Source organism: Micromonospora sp. NPDC005205 (assembly GCF_040608275.1).
Classification (GTDB): domain Bacteria; phylum Actinomycetota; class Actinomycetes; order Mycobacteriales; family Micromonosporaceae; genus Micromonospora.
Map to the genome: position 1 here is coordinate 404598 of NZ_JBEXHV010000003.1, position 18800 is coordinate 423397.

The following is an 18800-nucleotide window of genomic DNA, read 5'->3' on the forward strand; positions in this document are numbered from 1 at the left end:
AGGCGTGGTGAGCATCGTGGACACCCCGGAGCGCCGGCAACTACGCGAGCTGACCCGGGCGTTCGTGACCCGGGAGGTGTTGCCGCACCTGGACGACTGGGAGCGGGCCGGCGAGGTGCCCCGGGCGCTGCACGCGACCGCCGCGAAGCTCGGCCTGCTCGGCATCGGCTTTCCGGAGTCGGTGGGTGGCAGCGGCGGTGACCTGCTCGACTCGATCATCGTGACCGAGGAGCTGATCCGCTCCGGCGGCTCGTCGGGGCTGGTGGCGGCCCTGTTCACGCACGGGATCGCGTTGCCGCACATGGTCACGGCGGCCGGTGCCCGCACCGGTGGCTCGCTGGGCGGCCGGCTCGGCGGCACCGCGTCCCCGGCCGACGACAGTCTGATCGAGCGGTACGTGCGGCCCACTCTGTCCGGCACGATGATCGGCGCGCTGGCCATCACCGAGCCGGACGGCGGTTCGGACGTCGCCGGCATCCGCACCACCGCCCGCCGCGACGGCGACCACTACGTGGTGAACGGGTCGAAGACGTACATCACCAGCGGGCACCGGGCCGACTTCGTGACCACTGCGGTGTGTACCGACTTCCCCGGCAGCGGCTCGCTCACCCTGCTGGTCATCGACAAGGGGTCGCCCGGGTTCACAGTGGGACGCCGGTTGGAGAAGCTGGGCTGGCACTGCTCTGACACCGCCGAGCTGTCCTTCGCTGACGTGCGGGTGCCGGTCGCCAACCGGATCGGCGCGGAGGACACCGGCTTCCTGGCGATCATGCAGAACTTCGCGGCGGAACGGCTGTCGCTGGCGACCCAGGCGTACGCGACAGCGCAGCGCTGCGTCGAGTTGGCGGTGCGCTGGTGCCGGGACCGGGAGACCTTCGGGCGTCCGCTGGCCAGCCGGCAGCTGATCCGGCACCGGCTGGCCGAGATGCACACCCGGGCCGAGGCCGCCCGGTCGTACGTGCACGAGGTCGCAGGTCGGGTCGCTGCCGGCGAGCCAGTGGTGACCGAGGTGGCGATGGCGAAGAACGTGGCGGTGGCCGCCTGCGACCACGTCGTCGACCAGGCGTTGCAGCTGCACGGCGGGTTCGGCTACCTGCGCGACGCCGAGGTGGAGCGGCACTACCGCGACGCGCGGATCCTCGGCATCGGCGGCGGCACCACCGAGATCATGAACGAGATCATCGCGAAAGGCATGGGCCTATGACCACATTGGACAGCACCGTCGACCCGTCCTCGCCCTCGTACCTGGCGAACCGGGCCGCGTTGCTGGAGCGGTTGACCGAGTTGGACGCCGCGCTGGACCAGGCGCGGGCGGGTGGCGGCGAGAAGTACGTGACCCGGCACCACGCCCGCGGCAAACTGCTCCCCCGCGAGCGGATCGAGCTGCTGGTGGACGCCGACAGCCCGTTCCTGGAGCTGTCGCCGGTAGCCGCGTACGGCTCGGACTTCCCGGTCGGGGCCAGCGTGGTCACCGGCATCGGGGTCATCGAGGGCGTGGAGTGCCTGATCGTCGCCAACGACCCGACGGTACGCGGCGGCGCTGTCAACCCGTGGTCACTGGCGAAGACCCGGCGGGCCGGCGAGATCGCCCTGGCCAACCGGCTGCCCATGGTCAATCTGGTGGAGTCGGCGGGGGCGGACCTGCCCACCCAGGCGGAGATCTTCATTCCCGGCGGTCGGGTGTTCCGTGACCTCACCCGGCTCTCGGCGGCCGGCATCCCCACTGTCAGCGTGGTCTTCGGCAACGCCACGGCCGGTGGCGCGTACGTGCCGGGGATGTCCGACCACGTGATCATGATTCGGGACCGGTCACAGGTCTACCTGGCCGGTCCGCCGCTGGTGAAGATGGCGACCGGCGAGGTCACCGACGACGAGTCGCTGGGTGGCGCGGCGATGCACGCCGGCACGTCCGGGCTCGCCGACTACCTGGCCGTCGACGAGCGGGACGGCATCCGGCTGGCCCGGCAGTGCGTCCGCCGGTTGAACTGGCGAAAGCAGGGCCCGTCGCCGCGGACGGCGGTGCCACAGCCGCCGAAGTACGACCCGGAGGAACTGCTCGGCATCACCAGCGCCGACCTGAAGGTGCCGTTCGACCCCCGGGAGGTGCTGGCCCGGGTACTTGACGGCAGCGACTTCGACGAGTTCAAGCCGGCGTACGGGGACGCGCTGGTCACCGGTTGGGGCGAGCTGCACGGATATCCGGTGGGGGTGCTGGCGAACGCCCGGGGGGTGCTGTTCAGCGCGGAGGCGCAGAAGGCGGCCCAGTTCATCCAGCTCGCGAACGCCTCGGACACTCCGTTGATCTTCTTGCAGAACACCACCGGCTACATGGTCGGCACCGAGTACGAGCAGCGCGGCATCATCAAGCACGGCGCGTTGATGGTCAACGCGGTGTCGAACTCGACGGTGCCGCACCTGACGGTGAACATGGGCGCCTCCTACGGCGCCGGCAACTACGGCATGTGCGGCCGGGCGTACGAGCCGAGGTTCCTGTTCACCTGGCCGAACGCGAAGTCGGCGGTGATGGGCCCGGCGCAGCTCGCGGGGGTGCTGTCGATCGTGGCCCGGCAGGCGGCTGCCGCGCGAGGGCGCGACTACGACGAGGATTCCGACGCGGCGATGCGTTTGATGGTCGAGCAGCAGATCGAGTCGCAGTCCGGCGCGCTCTTCCTCTCCGGCCGGCTCTACGACGACGGGGTGATCGACCCCCGGGACACCCGGACCATCCTCGGGCTCTGCCTCTCGGCGATCCACAACGGACCGGTGAAGGGCGCCGACGGTTTCGGCGTCTTCCGGATGTAGAAGGGCCACCTATGATCAACAGACTGCTCGTGGCCAACCGGGGCGAGATCGCCCGTCGGGTCTTCGCCACCTGCCGCGCAGCGGGCGTGCAGACCGTTGCCGTGCACTCGGACGCGGACGCCGACGCGCCGTTCGTGGCCGAGGCCGACCAGGCCGTACGCCTGCCGGGGAGAACGCCTGCCGAGACGTACCTGCGGGTCGAGAAGATCCTGGAGGCGGCCCGGCGCAGCGGCGCGGACGCCGTCCACCCCGGTTACGGGTTCCTCGCCGAGAACGCCGAGTTCGCGGCGGCGGTGACCGACGCCGGCCTGACCTGGGTCGGCCCGCCGGCCAAGGTGATCGCCGCGATGGGCGACAAACTGGCGGCGAAGGCGCTGCTCGCCGAGGCGGGCGTGCCGATGCTGCCGAGCTGGACCGACACCGACGGGATCACCGACTTCCCGGTGTTGGTGAAGGCGTCCGCCGGCGGTGGTGGCCGGGGCATGCGGATCGTCCGGACCGCCGACGAACTGGCCGAGGCCGTGGCCTCCGCGCGCCGCGAGGCGGCTGCCGCGTTCGGCGACGGCACTGTCTTCATCGAGCGGTACGTCGAGCGCGGCCGGCACGTCGAGGTGCAGATCTTCGGTGACGCCCACGGTCGGGTGGTGGCCCTCGGCGACCGGGAGTGCTCGATCCAGCGGCGGCACCAGAAGATCGTCGAGGAGGCGCCGGCGGTTGTGCCGGACCGGTTGCGGACGGCGTTGCACGAGGCGGCGGTGGCCGCCGGGCGCGCTGTCGACTACCTGGGCGCGGGCACTGTGGAGTTCCTGCTCGCCCCGGGCGGTGAGTTCTTCTTCCTGGAGATGAACACCCGCCTTCAGGTCGAGCACCCGGTCACCGAGTTGTGCACCGGACTGGACCTGGTGGGTCTGCAACTGCTCGTCGCCGAGGGTGAGCCGTTGCCGGCGGCCCTGCCGGCGAGCACCGGGCACGCGATCGAGGTGCGCGTCTGCGCCGAGGACGCGGCGGCGGGTTGGCGGCCGGCCACCGGGACCCTGCACCGGTTCAGCGTCGGCGATGTGGCGACCGAGTTCGGTGGGCTGGCCGGGCCAGGCCTGCGGCTCGACTCGGGTGTGCTGGCCGGCTCGGTGGTCGGGGTGCACTACGACTCGATGCTCGCGAAGTTGGTCGCCTGGGGTCGTACCCGCGCGGAGGCGACCCGGCTGCTGGCCAGCGCGTTGGCCCGGGCCGAGCTGCACGGGGTGACCACCAACCGGGATCTGCTGGTCCGGGTGCTGCGCAGCCCCGCGTTCGCCGCCGTGGAGATCGACACGGGTTTCCTGGACCGGCACCCGGAGGTCTTCACTCCGCTGCTGCCCGCCGACCGGCTGCCGGTCACCGCCCTCGCCGCGGCGCTGGCCACGGCCGCCCAGCGCCGGGCGACAGCACCGGTGCTCTCCGGGCTCCCCTCCGGCTGGCGCAACGTGCCCGCCGTTCCCCAGACCACCCGCTTCGTCGGGCCGGACGGCGACGAGATCGAGATCCGCTACCGGCTGGACCGGGTCGGCCGGCTCGCCGACTGGTCCAGCACGTCGGCGACGGAGGAGTCGACCGAGCGACCGACGGTGGCGCTGGTCGAGGCCACAGCGGACCGGGCGGTGCTCGACGTCGACGGGGTCCGCCGCGCGTACCGCGTACACAGGGTGGGGGCGGATGTCTTCGTGGACGGCCCGGACGGGGCGGCGAGCCTGGCCGAGATGCCGCGTCTCCCGCTGCCCACCACGGCGGTGGCGGCCGGGTCGCTGCTCGCGCCGCTGCCCGGCGCGGTGGCCCGGGTGCACGTCGAGGTCGGCCAGCGGGTCTCGGCCGGCGATCCGCTGCTCACCCTGGAAGCGATGAAGCTGGAACATCCCGTGCTCGCCCCGATCGACGGCGTGGTCGCCGAGTTGCCGGTGCCGACCGGCGGTCAGGTGCAGACGGGCGCCGTGCTCGCCGTTATCGAAGAAGAGGACGCCCAATGACCTTCGACCTCACCCCCGAGCAGGACCAGTTGCGCGACGCCGTGCGGGCGCTGGGCCGCCGCTACGGCCACTCCTACTTCGTCGAGAAGGCGAGGACTGGCGAACACACCACCGAACTCTGGGCGGAGGCCGGACGGCTCGGCTACCTGGGGGTCAACATCCCCACCGAGTACGGCGGCGGGGGCGGCGGCATCACCGAGCTGGCCATCGTCTGCGAGGAGTTGGCGGCTGCGGGTTGCCCGCTGCTGCTGCTGGTGGTCTCCCCCGCCATCGCGGCGACGGTGCTCAGTCGGCACGGCACCGAGGAGCAGCGCAAGCGGCACCTGCCGGGCCTCGCCGACGGCTCCCAGAAGATCGTTTTTGCGATCACCGAGCCGGAGGCCGGTTCCAACTTCCACCGGCTCGGCACCGTGGCCCGGCGCGACGGCGACGACTGGGTGCTCAACGGTCGCAAGTGCTACATCTCTGGGGTCGACGAGGCCGGTCATGTGCTGGTGGTGGCGCGTACCGAGGATTCCTCCACCGGCAAGCTGAAGCCGGCGCTGTTCCTGGTGCCGACCGACGCGGCCGGGCTGACCCGCTCCAAACTGGACATGGAGATCCTGTCGCCGGAGAACCAGTTCCTGCTCTACCTGGACGACGTGCGGGTGCCCGCCGACGCGCTGCTCGGTGAGTCGCTGGACGCGGGGCTGCCGGCACTCTTCGCCGGGCTCAACCCGGAGCGGATCACGGTGGCCGCGATGGGCGCCGGCACCGGCCGGTACGCCATCGAGCGGGCCAGTGAGTACACCGCCACCCGCAAGGTCTGGGGTGGTCGGAGCATCGGCTCGCACCAGGGGGTGTCGCATCCGCTGGCCCACGCGGCTGTGCAGGTGGAGCTGGCCCGCCTCATGATCCAGAAGGCGGCCACCCTGTACGACGCCGGCCGCGACCTGGAGGCCGGGGTGTCCGGCAACATGGCCAAGTACGCGGCCGGGGAGGCCGCCGCGCTCGCCGTGGACACCGCCGTACAGGTGCTCGGCGGGGCCGGAATGACCACCGAGTACGGGGTGGCGACCCTGCTCGGCGCGGTCCGGGCCGGCCGGATCGCCCCGGTCAGCCGCGAGATGATCCTCAACTTCGTGGCCCAACACGTCCTCGGCCAGGACAAGTCCTACTGACGCGCACTGGGCGGGCGGGGCGGGGTTCAGGCCGGGGTACGGCAAGCGGCGTCGATGCGGTGGACCGGGCGGACCCGCCGACCCATGCCCTCCAACAGCGAATCCTCGACGTGGAAGTCGTGAATGCGCAGTTGGTGGCGGGGCAGCTCCTCTTCGCTCGGGCAGAGCACCTGGGCACGGACCAGACCGACCGGAACATACCGGACCCCGCCCCGTTCCTGAAGGATCACCATGTTGACGTCGTCGGTGGTGATCACGTGCCCGCGAACGTCCTCGGTGGGCCCACTCTCCGCGCCCACCGTGGTGACGGTGAGCGGCAGCACCGGTGTGGTGATCACCGGCACCGCCGCCCAGACCAGGGTGGCGAGCACCGCCACCTCGGTCACCGACGCCAGCGGCCGGATCACCAGGCCCGGCAGCGGCCCCGCGACGAAGAGCGCGAGCAGCGGGGGCACCACGATGAGCGCCAGCACCAGCCACTCGTCGCCCTGCCGCATCGCGTCGCGCATCGTGGGCAGCATCAGCCAGCCGTACCCGGCGAGCAGCGCGCCGATCAGCAGCAACCGAGGCGCGACCCGCTCGTGCAGCCGCGCCGGGCTCAGTTGGAACGCGGCCACGAACGCCGGCAGCAGCAACGGCAGATAGAGCAACGGCCAGGTGATCAGCGCGAGCAGGAAGCTGGCCAGCACCACCCAGGCCGGGGTGATGTCGGCCCAGCGGGCGAAGAGCGGACGGCGACGGGTGCCGGGCGGAAGCCGGTCCGCGCTGACGGCCAGTACCGCGCCGAGCGCGAAGACGGCGACCAGCCCGGTGGAGAGCAGCCGCGCCGCCGTGGTCAGGAAACCGGCGAGCAGGTTCACCGGCCCGACGTTGGCCACCAGCAGCAGCGTGGTCTGGAGCTCCCCGCCGGCCTCCACGCCGAGGCGGAGCACCGAGAAGATCGCCGGCACGCCCACCACCGCCGTCCAGAACGACTGGCTGGCGCGGGCACGCCGCTCCGCCGGATCCCAGCGGACCCGCCCCGGCTCAACCGCGGCGACGACCGGCTCGGCAGGTTCGGCGACCGGCACCGCGGCCGGCCAGGCAACGTCACCTTCCGCGCCGACCGGACGATCCACGGCCGGCGGCGCTGTGGCCGTACCGTCGATCGGCGACGCGTCGCCGCCGGGCACTGACGTGCGGGGCGGCGGGACCGGCCCGTCGCCGCCGGTGGCGGTCGGCGCCGCGCTCACTTCGCGGGCGCCTTGTCGTCGAAGTCGACCAGCTTCGGCACCTCCAGCGGCTGCGGCTGGCGCTTCTCAGCCTTCAGCCAGGGGCCCAGGGTCCGGTTGTACGCGGTCTGCCAGGGGCTGGCATCTCCGTCGCGGCCCTGCACGTAGCTCTTCTGCAGGAAGAACGCGACCAGGTCGCGCAGCGCGGGATCACCGATCGGCACGCCGATGCCCAGCAACTCGCTGGTGCCGAACGGCATGTCCACGATCTCGAACTCCTTGGGGAAGCTGGCCAGGAAACCGGCGAGGATCGACTCGTCGGAGCTGACCGCGTCGTACCGCCCCTTCCGGATGCCGTCGACGCAGTCGCCGACGTCCTTGACCACGAACGTCTTGACCTGGTGCTTCTCCAACTCGGCCTCGGTGGTGGAGCCGCCGCTGGTGCAGACCTTGTACGCCGGGTCGCGCAGATCCTCGATGGTGCGGATCCTGTCCTTGAGTCGGATCGGCACCATCACCTCCTGCGTGGTGACGAAGTACGGCCCGGCGAAGCTGACCAGCTGCTTACGGTCCTCCGTCATGGAGAAGCTGGACACCACCAGGTCGACGGTGCCACCTTGCAGCGACGGGATCCGGTCCTCGGTCGCGACCGAGACGAACTCCAGCCGCTGGTCCCCCTCATAGCCGAGGGAGGCCGCGATGTACCGGGCGATCTCGACGTCGAACCCGACGTGCTGGCCGTTTCGCAACTCACCCATCAGCGGCTCGTTGGTGGCGACACCGATCCGCAGCTTCGACTGACCGTAGATGTGCGTCTCGCGCATCTTCTCCTGCACGGAGGGCAGGTCTGGCTCCTTCCGGCTGTCGCAACCGGCCGCTGCGGCGAGCACGAGAGTGAGAGCGACCGCCAGCGTCGACGCGATCGGGCGGAGCCGAGACTGCGAACTGCCTGAGTTCATGGGCGACCTCGCTACCGGAAGGGCCTGCGGAACACCGAGAGTAGCGGCTCTTGTCCAATCCGTGTGCGCGCGGTGGACCCTGTCCAGTGGACGGCTCGGATCGACGTCGATCGGCGCGGAGGTCGGCTCTGCGGTTGACAGCCGGCCAGGTCGCGACATGCTTGACACGTGAGCCGATTGTCCAGACCCGATGCGCGCACGGTGGCGGTGCTCGCGGCGCTGGGAGCCCTTGCGCCGCTGGTCATGCTGGTCGTGTGGCGCCGACAGGACCTCCTCGGCGTGGTTCTCGCGCTGCTCTGCGTGCTAATGACCATGGTCGCCGGGGTCGCGGTCTCGGCCGCCCGTCAGGTCGACGATCCGGAGCCGGCGGACCGGTCGGCAGCCTTCGGGCCGCCCGAGCTGATGCCGTACGGGATCGACGCGGACACCCTCGATGCCCTCGACCCCAGGGACGCGTTGCGTGCGGTGCGTGACCGCCGACGCGGGTCGAACGGGCTCAGCGGCCGGTGAGCGTGGGTGCGGTGAGCCCGTCCACGCCGCGCCCCGCCAGACACCGGTAGGTCCGGTCGATGCTGCCGTCGATCGGCGGTAGCACCTCCAGGTGCCAGCCGGTCGCCTCGCCGATCCCGGTGGTCAACCGGAACGTCGTGGCGCTGCACACCTGCCGCACCGGCTCAGCGGCGGTCACCTCGTCGTAGTCGGCGCCGACCAGCGACACCGGCAGGATGCCCTCGGCGTACGTCTCCCAGGTGTGTCGGCCGGCGCAGGACAGCCGAGCCGCCTCGGCGCGGCTGCCGCGGATCCGCATCGGGCCGAAGCACTCCAGCTCGGGCAGACACCGGGCACCCTCTGGCAGGGCGGTGGGCGCACCGGTGCCGGTGGAGCAGCCGGGCAGCGGCCCGGTCGCCGGTGCGGCGATCTGGGTGGCCGACGGGTACGGGGTGGGTGGCGGTGCCCGGTCAGCGACCCAGGCACCGGCGGTCGCGGAGGCGGCGAGCGCGAGCACCCCGGCGCCGCCGAAGAGCCAGCGCCGCCAACGCCGACCGGTGGGGCCCGCCCGCTGGGTGTCCTCGATGGGCGATCGGGGCACCGGCTGGTTGGCCGCGTACGGGCCGGAGAGCGTCGCGGCACCGCTGACCGGAGCGCCGCTGACGGGTGCCGCCGGCGAGCCGAGTGGGAGGTTGTTGAGCAGGTCGTGCAACTCCAGGGCGGAGGGACGCTCGCCCGGATCGTTGGCCATGCCTACGCGCAGCACGTCGATCAGCTCGTCCGGCACTCCGGGCAGCGCGGGGAGCGGCTGGTTGAACATCTCCAGCACGGTGACCAGGCTCGGGTTGCGCTCGGACTGCCAGCGCGGCGGTCGGCCGTGCATCACCGCGTAGAGGGTGGCGCAGAGCGCGTACACGTCGACGGCCGGGGACGGCGGGCTGTGGCTGAACATCTCCGGCGGCGCGTACGCCGGGGTGAGCACCTCCAGGGTGACCGAGGCGTCCCGGTGCTCGGCGAGGACGGCGAGCCCGAAGTCGGCGAGCACCGCCGAGTTGAAGTGCGAGTGGAGGATGTTCGCCGGTTTCACGTCCCGGTGCAGCACCCCGGCGGCGTGCGAGTGGGCCAGCGCGTCCGCGATCTTGATGCCGAGGTCACGGGCCTCCACCGGGCCGAGCGGTGAGGTGCGCATCCGTTCGGCGTACGAGCCGTCGCAGAGCTCCATGATCAGGTAGGGGTGCTGATCGACTGTGACCCCCACGTCGAAGAGGTCCACCACGTGCGGGTGGGACGACATCCGACCGGCCGCCCGCGCCTCGCGCAGGAAGCGGGCCTGATCGCGCTCGCTGTCCAGCGTCCGGTTCTCCACTTTGACGGCGACCTCGCGACCCACGGAGATCTGAGTGGCCCGGTAGACGGTAGCGTACCCGCCCCGGGCAAAGACCCGCAAATCAGTCAGGCCGGGCACGATCGGCACTGGCACGCCGCCGGTCGGGGTGTCGGTCACCGCTCGAAAATACCCAACCCGACCGATGGCTCAGCGCACCGCGTCCGCCGGAGCCGCACCGGCGGGACCGGTACCCTCCTCGGCGACCGCAGTCGTCCCGGCACCCTCGGACGATCCGACCCCGCCGGCCGGGATGCCCCGCCGGGCGTCCAGACGCAGGCCGACGGCGGTGGCCACGGCGCCCAGCCCTTCCCACGCCGCCACCCCGAAGAACCGGTCGGGAGCTATGTCGGCCAGCACCGCGATGGTGAACACGGTGAACGTGACCAGCCGGAAGACCACAGTGAACCGGTAGAACGCCCGCCACTCGGTCACCGTGGCCAGCAGGTAGTAGACGCCCATGTTGAAGGCCGCCATCGAGGACGCCAGCAGGAACGTCCCGGTGTGATCACCGACGGCCCGCGTCGCTGGCACCTCGAACCCGAGCATGCGCAGCTGCGCCTCCGGCCAGAGCAGCCCGACCGCGCCCATCACCAGCGCCAACACGCCGAAGACCGCGATGGTCCAGCCCGCGATGGATCGCGGCAGCTTCATGAAGGGCCTCCCCAGGCACGGCGAGGGTCACCACTGTGGACCCGTACGCGGTGGTGACACGCTAGCCGCTCCCCCCGACCACCACATCCCCAGAACCGGCAGAACCCGGCACCCCCCAGGGTCGCGTTGATCGAGAGCTTCGGGTCACCGGCGGGCCGGACTCTGACCGAAACCTCTTGATCAACAGTAGGTCAGACCAGGGCGGACAGGCGGGTATGCAGGGCGTCGGCTGCGGCTCGTTCGCTGCGCTGCTCGGTGGCGTACGCCAGGCGGACCGCCTCCTGCGCGCAGGACAGCGCCTCCGCCGGACGACCGCAGGCAGCCAACGCCTCGGCCAGCACACTCGCCGCGATCACCTGGCTGCGCACGTCCTCGGCCGGCGCGGTGACCGCTCGACGAGCCCAGTCCAACGCCTGCTCCCGCTGACCGTGAGCGAGTAGCGCCGCAGCGTACTGAGCCATCGTCTGACGGCGGGAGAACAGCAGCGAGGGTGCGTTCGCGGCGGCCGTGGCCACCGGGGCGAGCAGCCCGACCGCTGTCGCCGAGTCGCCGGCGGCGAGACGGGCCGTCGCCAGCAACACCCGGGGCGCCACCTGCGCCGGGGCCTGCGGGTTGTGCGGCTCGACAGCCATCAGCACCGCGCGGGCAACCCGCTCGGCCGTCTCGCAGTCGCCCATGTCCAACGCGACGAAGCCGCGCAGCGTGCCGGCCATTCCGGTGAGCAGCGGATGCGAGGTTCGCTCCGCGTACGCCAGGGCGTCGGTGAGCAGGTCCGCCGCGTGCTCCGGCTCGCCCAGGCCGCGCGCCACCACCGCCCGGACCACCAGGGCGAACCCGCGCCCCCAGTCGTCGGACGCCGCGGCGAACTCCCGGTACGCCCGCCGCGCCTCCCGGTCCGCCTCGGCCAGGTCCCCCAGCTCGGCAGTGGCGAACGCCGCCACCGCCCGCAACGTGCCCACGGCCCACGCCTCACCGACCCGCTCGCCGAACGGCAGGAACACCTGCGCCATCCGACACGCCTCGCGCAGCCGGCCGGCGAGCAGCCGGGCGAACGCCGTGGTGCCGCGCAGCCAGGCCCGCCCGTACGGGTCCTTCAGCTCGGCGAAGAGTCGGGCGGCGCGGCCGAGCACCGCGTCGGTCCCGGCGAAGTCACCCCGGGTGGTGGTCACCCAGGCCAGGTTCTGCAGGGACCACGCCTGCCCGCGTCGGTCCTGGGCACCGAGGCTGACCTGGTACGCGGCCGCCAACCGACTGCTCGCCTGACTCAGCCGCCCCGCCACGAAGTCGGCCATGCCGAGCCGGCGCATCGCCGTGGCGCGCTGCGTGGGCAGTCGGCCTTCGGTGGCCACCTGCAACGCCTCCTGCCAGGCGGTCACCGCCCGGCCCTGATCGCCGAGGGTCTCCTGGGCCTGCCCCGCCAGCAGGAGAGCACTGACCCGGGTGACCTCGTCCCCCGCGTTCGCGGCAATCTTCTCGGCGTACGCCAACGCGTCGGAGACCCGGCCGACCTGGAGCAACGCCCGCGCGTGCACCACCCGGTCGGCTGCCGGCACCCCGTCGCGGGCCAGTTCGGTGGCGCGCTCGGCGTACTCGACGGCCATGGCCGGCTCACCGGCGGCGATCGACCGGCGGGCGGCGCGTCCGAGCGCGGCCACGCCGAGCGGAACAACCGCACGGGCCGGCGCGTCCGGGCGCAGCTTCACCGCGTCAGCGAGCGTGGCGGCCCGCTCGACGTGCATCGCCACGAAGTCGTCCCGGGCCTCGTCGGTGAACCCGCCCACAGTGCTGACGGTGGCCTCATCCGCCGGCGCCGCCCACCGGGCCAGCGCGGCGTGCCGCTCGGCCAACTCGGCCTTGCTCACCCCGGCGTACGCGGCCTCCCGCATGAGCGGCGTCGCGAACGAGTAGCCGGTACGAGAACGGTGCAGCATGCGGCGTTGCAGCAACTCCTCGACCGCTCGGTCGAGCTCGACGGCGACCACGGCCGACGGCCTGCCGTCGCGGCCACCGCGCAGCTCCCGCATCGCCTCCAGCGCGCCGGTCGGCACCGTGTCGCCGGTGACCGCCGCGTCGCGAAGCACCGACCGGGCGTCCGGCGGCAACGCGTCGATCCGGGCCGCGAGCACGGCGGCGAGGTCCCGGGAGAGCAGCCGGCTGCCCAGCGACCCCGGCACCAACCGCCAGCCGTTCGCCCCACTCTGGTCCCGATCGCCGGAGCCTGGCCGATCAGCGGCGGCACGGACAGATTCCGTGGTCAGCGCGCCCCGTTCGATAAGCAGGGTGACCAGCTCAGCCAGGTAGAACGGATTGCCCTGCGCGGTGGCGAGCAACCGGTCGGTGTCGGCCTGCGGCAGCTTGCCGCCGCTGAGGTAACTCGTCAGCAGCCGGGCCGCGTCGGCACCGCGCAGCGGCGGCAGCGAGTGCACCTCGGCGTCCGCGACCCGGGTCAGCGCCCCAGCGGTACGCACCAACTCGGGGCGGCCGAGCAGCAGCACCAGCACCGGGCCGGTGAGCTTGGACAGGGTCAACCCGAGGACCTTGATCGTCTCGGCGGTGGCATCGTGCAGGTCGTCCACCACGATCACCAGCGGCGCCTCCGAGGCGAGCCCACTGAGCAGGTCGGCGACCGCGTTCGGCACCACCTCGGCGTCTGCGGCCGGAGTGCCCGAGCCGCCCCACTCGCCGCTGTCGCCGCCGGTGTGCGCCGGGAGTTCGGCGTAGCCGAGCAGGGCCAGCAGCTGCTCCGTGGCGATCGGCGGTGTCTCCGCACCGGAGCGGGCGAGCCGCTGCCCGAGCCGGCGCAGCCGCTCCTCGACCGCCGGGCGGGTCAACGCGGTGGACGCGTCGCTGGGCAGACCGACGGCGGCCCGCACCAGATCGGCCAGGGGCGCGAGCCGTCGCCGCTCCCCGAACGCCGCACAGCGCACCGAGAGCACCCGGGCCCCGGTGTGCGCCGCGTACCGACCGGCACCGACGTCGTAGCCGGCGGCGAGGCGTTCCACCTCGGCGGCGAACCGGGACTTGCCGATGCCCGCCTCGGCGGTCATCAACAGCACCCGCGGGTCGCCCTGGTCGATCACCTCGGCGAGCCGGCCGGCGACCCGGCCGACCTCCGTCTCCCGGCCGACGTACGGCGCCTCGTCGCCGAGCCCCGAGCGGGTTCCCGGCGCGTCCAGCAGACCCAGCAGCTCGTACGCCTCGACCGGCTCACGCTTGCCCTTGAGCCGCAGCGGGCGCAGCGCCCGCCAGGAGGAGACGTGCCTGGTGGCCGCAGCGGTGCGTCCACCGGCGTAGACGGCCCCGACGGCGGCGGCGTCGGCGAGCCGGGCCGCTGTGTTCACGGTGTCGCCGATGACCGTGTATTCGATCGCGGCCTGGATTCCCGCGATGACGTCGCCGGTGTTCAACCCGACCCGCAGCCCGAGCGGCGCGCCGCCGCCCCGCTCGTCGTCGAGCACCCGGCGGACGGCCCGTTGCATGGACAGGGCGGCCCGGACGGCGCGTTCGGCGTCGTCCTCGTGCGCCACCGGGGCACCGAAGACCGCCATGATGCCGTCACCGGTCAGCTTGTCGACGTGCCCGCCGAACGTCTTCACGGCACCGGCGAGCGCGGCGAGCACCCGGTCGGTGACGGCGCCGACGCGTTCCGGGTCGAGATCCTCCGACCAGGAGGTGAACTCGGAGAGGTCGCCGAAGAGCACTGTCACCACCCGGCGCTCGGCCGCCGGCAACGTGGCGGCGGCCGGCAGCGCGGCGCCACAGTTGTGGCAGAACCGCGCGCCGGGAACGGCAACGGTTCCACACACGGGGCAGGTCACATGTGCTCCAACCCACTGACCCCGGGCGCGGATTCCCCGGCGTCGACGCCCAGATACTCCAACTGGGCCCGGACCGACCATTCGGCCGCCCACCAGAGTGAGCGGTCCACGTCCGCGTAGACCGTCGCCACCACGTCAGCGGGGGTGTGGGCGCCGGCGGCGACCGCCGCCCGGACCTGGTCGAGCCGGGCCCGGCGGTGCGCGAGGTAGAAGTCGGCGGCGGCGGCGCAGTCGGCCAGCGCCGGGCCGTGTCCCGGCAGCGCCGGGATTCCCCGGTACGCGGACAGCAGCCCCAGGCTGCTCAGATAGTCACCGAGGTGACCGTCGGGATGGGCGACCACGGTGGTGCCCCGGCCGAGGATGGTGTCACCGGTGAGCACCACCCGCTCGTCGCCGTGCTCGACCAGGAAGCAGACCGAGTCGGCGGTGTGCCCTGGCGTCTGCAACAGCCTGATGTGCAGACCGAAGCCGCCGAAGTGCTCGCCCGGCTCGGTCAGCGACTCACCACCGATGGTGTGCGCCGGGTCGGCGGCGAGCACGTGCACGCCGCCGAGCAGCTCACTCAGCCGGGCCGCGCCCTCGGTGTGGTCGGGGTGGCCGTGGGTGATCAGGATCAGCCCGACAGGGCCGTGCTCGGCGATCCGGGTCAGGTGCCCCTCGTCCGCCGGCCCCGGGTCGACAACGATGCCGGACTCGGCCGCCGGGGCGCGCAGCACCCAGGTGTTGGTGCCGTCGAGGGTCATCGGCCCCGGGTTCGGCGCACGCAGCAGTGAAACCCAGCGGGGCAACTCGTCGGCAAGCGCCGCCACCGCCCCCGTCACGTGCCCGCTCATGGCTGCGATCGTACGACCCCGCTCGCCACACCCCGCGATCTTGCACTTGCTGCTGCTGATTTATGCCTCTTCACGGCTTTCGTCACGACAGCAAGTGCAAGATCGCGGTTAGCTCAGGCGACCTCGACGATCAGCTCGATCTCCACCGGGGCGTCCAGGGGCAACTCGGCCACGCCCACCGCGCTGCGCGCGTGCCGGCCGGCCTCCCCGAAGACGGTGCCGAACAGATCCGAGGCACCGTTGATCACGGCGGGCTGACCGGTGAAGCCGGGCGCGGAGGCCACGAACCCGGTCACCTTGACCACCTTGACCACGTTCTCCAGGCCGACCAGCGAGTCGACAGCGGCCAGCGCGTTGAGCCCGCACCGCTGGGCCAGATCCTTCGCCTGCTCGGCGGAGATCCCGGCGCCGACCTTGCCGGTCGCCAGCAACTTGCCCTCGGCCATCGGCAACTGGCCGGAAACGTACACGTGCTGCCCGGACTGCACGGCCGGGACGTAACTGGCTACCGGCGGCACGACCTCGGGCAGTTCGAGACCCAGCTCGGCGAGCTTCGCGTGCGGACCGTTGCTCACGCCTTGGGCCGCTTCAGGTAGGCGACCAGCTGGTCCGGGTTCGGGCCGGGGACCACGGCGACGAGCTCCCACCCGTCCTCGCCCCAGTTGTCGAGGATCTGCTTGGTCGCGTGGACCAGCAGCGGGACCGTGGAGTATTCCCACTTCTGCATCGCTGAAGGGCTCCCTCTCGGTGCGGAATTGTTCGAGGGACAGCCTACGGTCCGCTGGCCGGACGAGGTACGGGACGCTGCTCCGGCGCGGCCGGCAGCTCCCCGCAGCACCCTTCGTGCTCGTACCCCTGGGGGCAGCGGGACCGGTCGGGCAGCAGCAGGTCGCAGAAGACCCGGTGCCGGTTGTTCTGATCGTCGGCGTTGGAGACGGTGGTCTCGCCGGCGTCCAACTCGGGCAGGAAGCCAAGGGACACCGCGACCCGGCCGGCCAGCACTGTCGCCGCCGCCAGATTCGGCACCCGGATCGGCAGGTGGATTACGAAGCCCGGCTCGTCGTCCTCGCGGGTCCGCTCGGCGGGCTGGCTCGGCACCCGGGCCGTCTCCGCCTGCTCCGGCATCCGGCGGTACGACCGTTCGTTGATCGGCTGGTTGGTGACCTGCCCGCCGGCCTCGACCACGGACCCGAGCCGGCGGGGCCGCTCGTTCGTCGGGAACTGGGTGCGAGGGATGTTGTCCGCGTCGCGCATGCACTGCCTCCGGTCGTACCTCTCGGACCATGCTTCCGGCCCGGACCCATTCGTCCGTTCCGGCCCCCGCACGGGGACGAAGGTAGGTCTGTGGCCGCGGTCCCGCCAACAGGACGCGCACAAGAGGTCATCAACAGTCACATATGCGACACACCGCAGGTCGGAGGCCCGACACCGAAACCGGCGCGGGTACCGCTCACCGGATCGCCGGCCCGCTCGACAGGCAGGGGCGACACCGATCCCGTCATCGACCGCTACCCTTCCGGTCGGACGGTCGCGCAGCGCCCGGCCGCCCGCTCGATCACGCTCGGCGCCAGGGGTGGCGGCGGGCGCCGCACCCCTGGGGGAACGACATGACCCACCCGCCCAGCGGCGACCAGGCCGGCACACCCGCTCACCCGCCGGCCCACCCGGATCCCGCCGGTCAGCCCGGCGCACCGACCATCCCCAGCCAGCCGAGCCCCGCGCCGCCGCCCGGGCAGCTCGCTCTCCCCGCCTCCCCCGCCCAGCCGGCACTCCCCGCCGCCCCCACCTCACCAGCCTTCCCCGGGCAGCCCAGCGGCACCGGGCAGCCGGCCTTCCCCGGGCAGCCGGCCTTCCCCGGACAACCCAGCGGCCCCAGCCAGCCGGCCTTCCCCGGGCAACTCGGCGGCGCCGGGCAGCCGGACGGGCCTGGCGGCCCCACCTCGGCGGCCGCACCGACGCAGCCGGGTGCCCCGAACTCCTCGTCGATCCCCCCGGCCCCGCCGGCCTATCCGCCCTACCAGGGCACGCCCGCGCCGAAGAAGAAGCGCGGTCTGCTGATCGCGGCGATCGCCCTGGTCGTGATCATGGTGCTCTGCGTCGGGGGTGGCGTGGTGGCCTTCCTGACCCTGCGCGATGCCGAGACCGGCGAGGGCGCCAAGGAGCCGGCGGTCGCCGTCGACGAGTTCCTCACCGCGGTCTACAAGGATCGCGACGCGACCAAGGCGGCCGGTCACGTCTGCGCCGCTTCCCGCGACGACGACAAGATCGCCGCCAAGGTGGCCGAGGTGGAGAAGTACGCCTCCACCTACCAGAACCCGCGCTTCCGGTGGACCACCCCGAAGGTGGACAACCAGACCGGGGAACGGGCCACCGTCTCCACCCGGCTCACCATGACCACCGCCGACGAGAAGGTGGCCGACCAGGAGTTGCGCTTCACTGTGGTGCAGAAGACGGGTTGGTGGGTCTGCGAGGTCGCCTGACCGCCCGGCCTGGATAGGCTCGACGGGTGTGTGCAGCTGAGCGTCCGATCGACCCGGCCGGTACCGGGTGGCCCGCCCGTCTCCACGTGGTGACCGGCAAGGGCGGCACCGGTAAGACCAGCGTGGCGGCGGCGCTGGCCATGGCGCTCGCCGCCGGCGGCCGGCGCACCCTGCTGGTCGAGGTCGAGGGGCGGCAGGGCATCGCCCAACTGTTCGGCATCGAGCCGCTGCCCTACGAGGAACGGCACCTCGCCGACGCGCCGGACGGCGGTGAGGTGCGCGCGCTCGCCGTGGACGCCGAGGAGGCGTTGCTCGAGTACCTGGACATGTTCTACAAACTGGGCGCGGCGGGCCGGGCACTGCGCAAGCTCGGCGCCATCGACTTCGCCACCACCATCGCGCCCGGCCTGCGGGACGTCCTCCTCACCGGCAAGGTGAAGGAGGCCACCACCCGCAAGACCGGGCAGCGGCGCGCGTACGACGCGGTGGTGCTGGACGCCCCGCCGACCGGGCGGATCGGCCGGTTCCTCAACGTGACGGCGGAGACGGCCCGGCTGGCCAAGGTGGGCCCGATCAAGACCCAGAGCGAGGGGGTCGCCGCGTTGCTGCGGTCCCCGATGACAGCGGTGCACGTGGTCACGCTGCTGGAGGAGATGCCGATCCAGGAGACGGTCGACGCGATCGCCGACCTGACCGCCCTCGGCTTCGGCGTCGGGAAGGTGCTCGTCAACGGAGTCCGACCGCCGCTGCCCGCCGGAGCGGCGGTCACCGCCGCCGAGTTGAAGCGCGGGCTGGTCGCCGCCGGGCTGCCGGCCGATCGGGACACCGTGGCCGGGTTGCACGATGAGGCGCGCGACCAGCTCATCCGGCGCGAACTGGAAGATTCGCTCCGCGCCGACCTGGTGGAGTTGGGGCTGCCGATGATCGAGCTGCCGTTGCTGCCCGACGGGGTGGATCGGGCGGGGCTCTCGACGCTGGCCCAGGCCCTCGTCCGCGCCGAATGACTCACA

The 18800-nt window shown here is 72.5% G+C and carries 15 protein-coding genes and 1 pseudogene; 7 read left to right on the top strand and 9 right to left on the bottom strand.

The window, feature by feature from the left end; genetic code table 11:
• Positions 1–7 precede the first annotated feature (7 nt).
• Genes ABZU43_RS09270 through ABZU43_RS09285 form a run of 4 tightly spaced genes read left to right on the top strand, consistent with a single transcriptional unit; the run spans position 8 to position 5962 of the window.
• Positions 8–1204 (top strand): acyl-CoA dehydrogenase family protein, encoded by a 1197-nt coding sequence (locus ABZU43_RS09270; RefSeq protein WP_355005989.1) that lies wholly within the window; start codon positions 8–10, stop codon positions 1202–1204.
• The gene (locus ABZU43_RS09275; protein ID WP_355005990.1) at positions 1201–2802 is read left to right on the top strand and encodes a carboxyl transferase domain-containing protein; all 1602 of its coding nucleotides are present in this window, start codon (positions 1201–1203) and stop codon (positions 2800–2802) included. The genes ABZU43_RS09270 and ABZU43_RS09275 overlap by 4 nt, the downstream gene beginning before the upstream one ends.
• Before the next feature lie 11 nt (positions 2803–2813).
• The gene (locus ABZU43_RS09280; RefSeq protein ID WP_355005991.1) at positions 2814–4802 is read left to right on the top strand and encodes a biotin carboxylase N-terminal domain-containing protein; all 1989 of its coding nucleotides are present in this window, start codon (positions 2814–2816) and stop codon (positions 4800–4802) included.
• On the top strand, positions 4799–5962 hold the full coding sequence (locus ABZU43_RS09285; protein ID WP_355005992.1) for an acyl-CoA dehydrogenase: 1164 nt from the start codon (positions 4799–4801) through the stop codon (positions 5960–5962). Before ABZU43_RS09280 ends, ABZU43_RS09285 begins: the two co-directional genes overlap by 4 nt.
• Before the next feature lie 26 nt (positions 5963–5988).
• Here ABZU43_RS09285 and ABZU43_RS09290 read toward each other — a convergent pair whose 3' ends face one another.
• Both ABZU43_RS09290 and ABZU43_RS09295 read right to left on the bottom strand, forming a co-directional pair.
• On the bottom strand, positions 5989–7194 hold the full coding sequence (locus ABZU43_RS09290) for a hypothetical protein (RefSeq protein WP_355005993.1): 1206 nt from the start codon (positions 7192–7194) through the stop codon (positions 5989–5991).
• The gene (locus tag ABZU43_RS09295; protein ID WP_355005994.1) at positions 7191–8132 is read right to left on the bottom strand and encodes a transporter substrate-binding domain-containing protein; all 942 of its coding nucleotides are present in this window, start codon (positions 8130–8132) and stop codon (positions 7191–7193) included. The genes ABZU43_RS09290 and ABZU43_RS09295 overlap by 4 nt, the downstream gene beginning before the upstream one ends.
• Before the next feature lie 168 nt (positions 8133–8300).
• Between ABZU43_RS09295 and ABZU43_RS09300 the strand changes: the two genes are divergently transcribed.
• Positions 8301–8642 carry a hypothetical protein gene (locus ABZU43_RS09300; RefSeq protein WP_355005995.1) on the top strand — a complete coding sequence of 114 codons (342 nt, stop codon included), beginning with the start codon at positions 8301–8303 and terminating at the stop codon, positions 8640–8642.
• Here ABZU43_RS09300 and ABZU43_RS09305 read toward each other — a convergent pair.
• From ABZU43_RS09305 to ABZU43_RS09335, 7 genes are all read right to left on the bottom strand, one after another.
• Positions 8629–10125: a serine/threonine-protein kinase gene (locus ABZU43_RS09305; protein ID WP_355005996.1), complete on the bottom strand. Its 1497-nt coding sequence runs from the start codon at positions 10123–10125 to the stop codon at positions 8629–8631. The two genes, ABZU43_RS09300 and ABZU43_RS09305, sit on opposite strands and share 14 nt — an antisense overlap.
• Before the next feature lie 30 nt (positions 10126–10155).
• Positions 10156–10659 (bottom strand): hypothetical protein, encoded by a 504-nt coding sequence (locus ABZU43_RS09310; RefSeq protein WP_355005997.1) that lies wholly within the window; start codon positions 10657–10659, stop codon positions 10156–10158.
• Positions 10660–10850: 191 nt separating this feature from the next.
• Positions 10851–14477, bottom strand: a complete 3627-nt coding sequence (locus ABZU43_RS09315) for an adenylate/guanylate cyclase domain-containing protein (RefSeq protein ID WP_355005998.1) — start codon at positions 14475–14477, stop codon at positions 10851–10853.
• Positions 14474–15310, bottom strand: coding sequence for an MBL fold metallo-hydrolase (locus tag ABZU43_RS09320; protein WP_355005999.1), 837 nt, complete (start codon positions 15308–15310; stop codon positions 14474–14476). Before ABZU43_RS09320 ends, ABZU43_RS09315 begins: the two co-directional genes overlap by 4 nt.
• A 113-nt stretch (positions 15311–15423) precedes the next feature.
• The gene (locus ABZU43_RS09325) at positions 15424–15885 is read right to left on the bottom strand and encodes a RidA family protein (protein WP_355006000.1); all 462 of its coding nucleotides are present in this window, start codon (positions 15883–15885) and stop codon (positions 15424–15426) included.
• Positions 15882–16037 carry a DUF4177 domain-containing protein gene (locus ABZU43_RS09330; RefSeq protein ID WP_007466198.1) on the bottom strand — a complete coding sequence of 52 codons (156 nt, stop codon included), beginning with the start codon at positions 16035–16037 and terminating at the stop codon, positions 15882–15884. The genes ABZU43_RS09325 and ABZU43_RS09330 overlap by 4 nt, the downstream gene beginning before the upstream one ends.
• Positions 16038–16081: 44 nt before the next feature.
• Positions 16082–16564, bottom strand: coding sequence for a hypothetical protein (locus ABZU43_RS09335; RefSeq protein WP_355006001.1), 483 nt, complete (start codon positions 16562–16564; stop codon positions 16082–16084).
• Between the two features lie 737 nt (positions 16565–17301).
• Between ABZU43_RS09335 and ABZU43_RS09340 the strand changes: the two are divergent.
• Positions 17302–17790, top strand: a pseudogene (locus ABZU43_RS09340) (hypothetical protein); the annotation flags it as partial.
• A gap of 26 nt (positions 17791–17816) precedes the next feature.
• Positions 17817–18794, top strand: coding sequence for an ArsA-related P-loop ATPase (locus ABZU43_RS09345; RefSeq protein ID WP_355006002.1), 978 nt, complete (start codon positions 17817–17819; stop codon positions 18792–18794).
• The last annotated feature ends 6 nt before the right edge of the window (positions 18795–18800 follow it).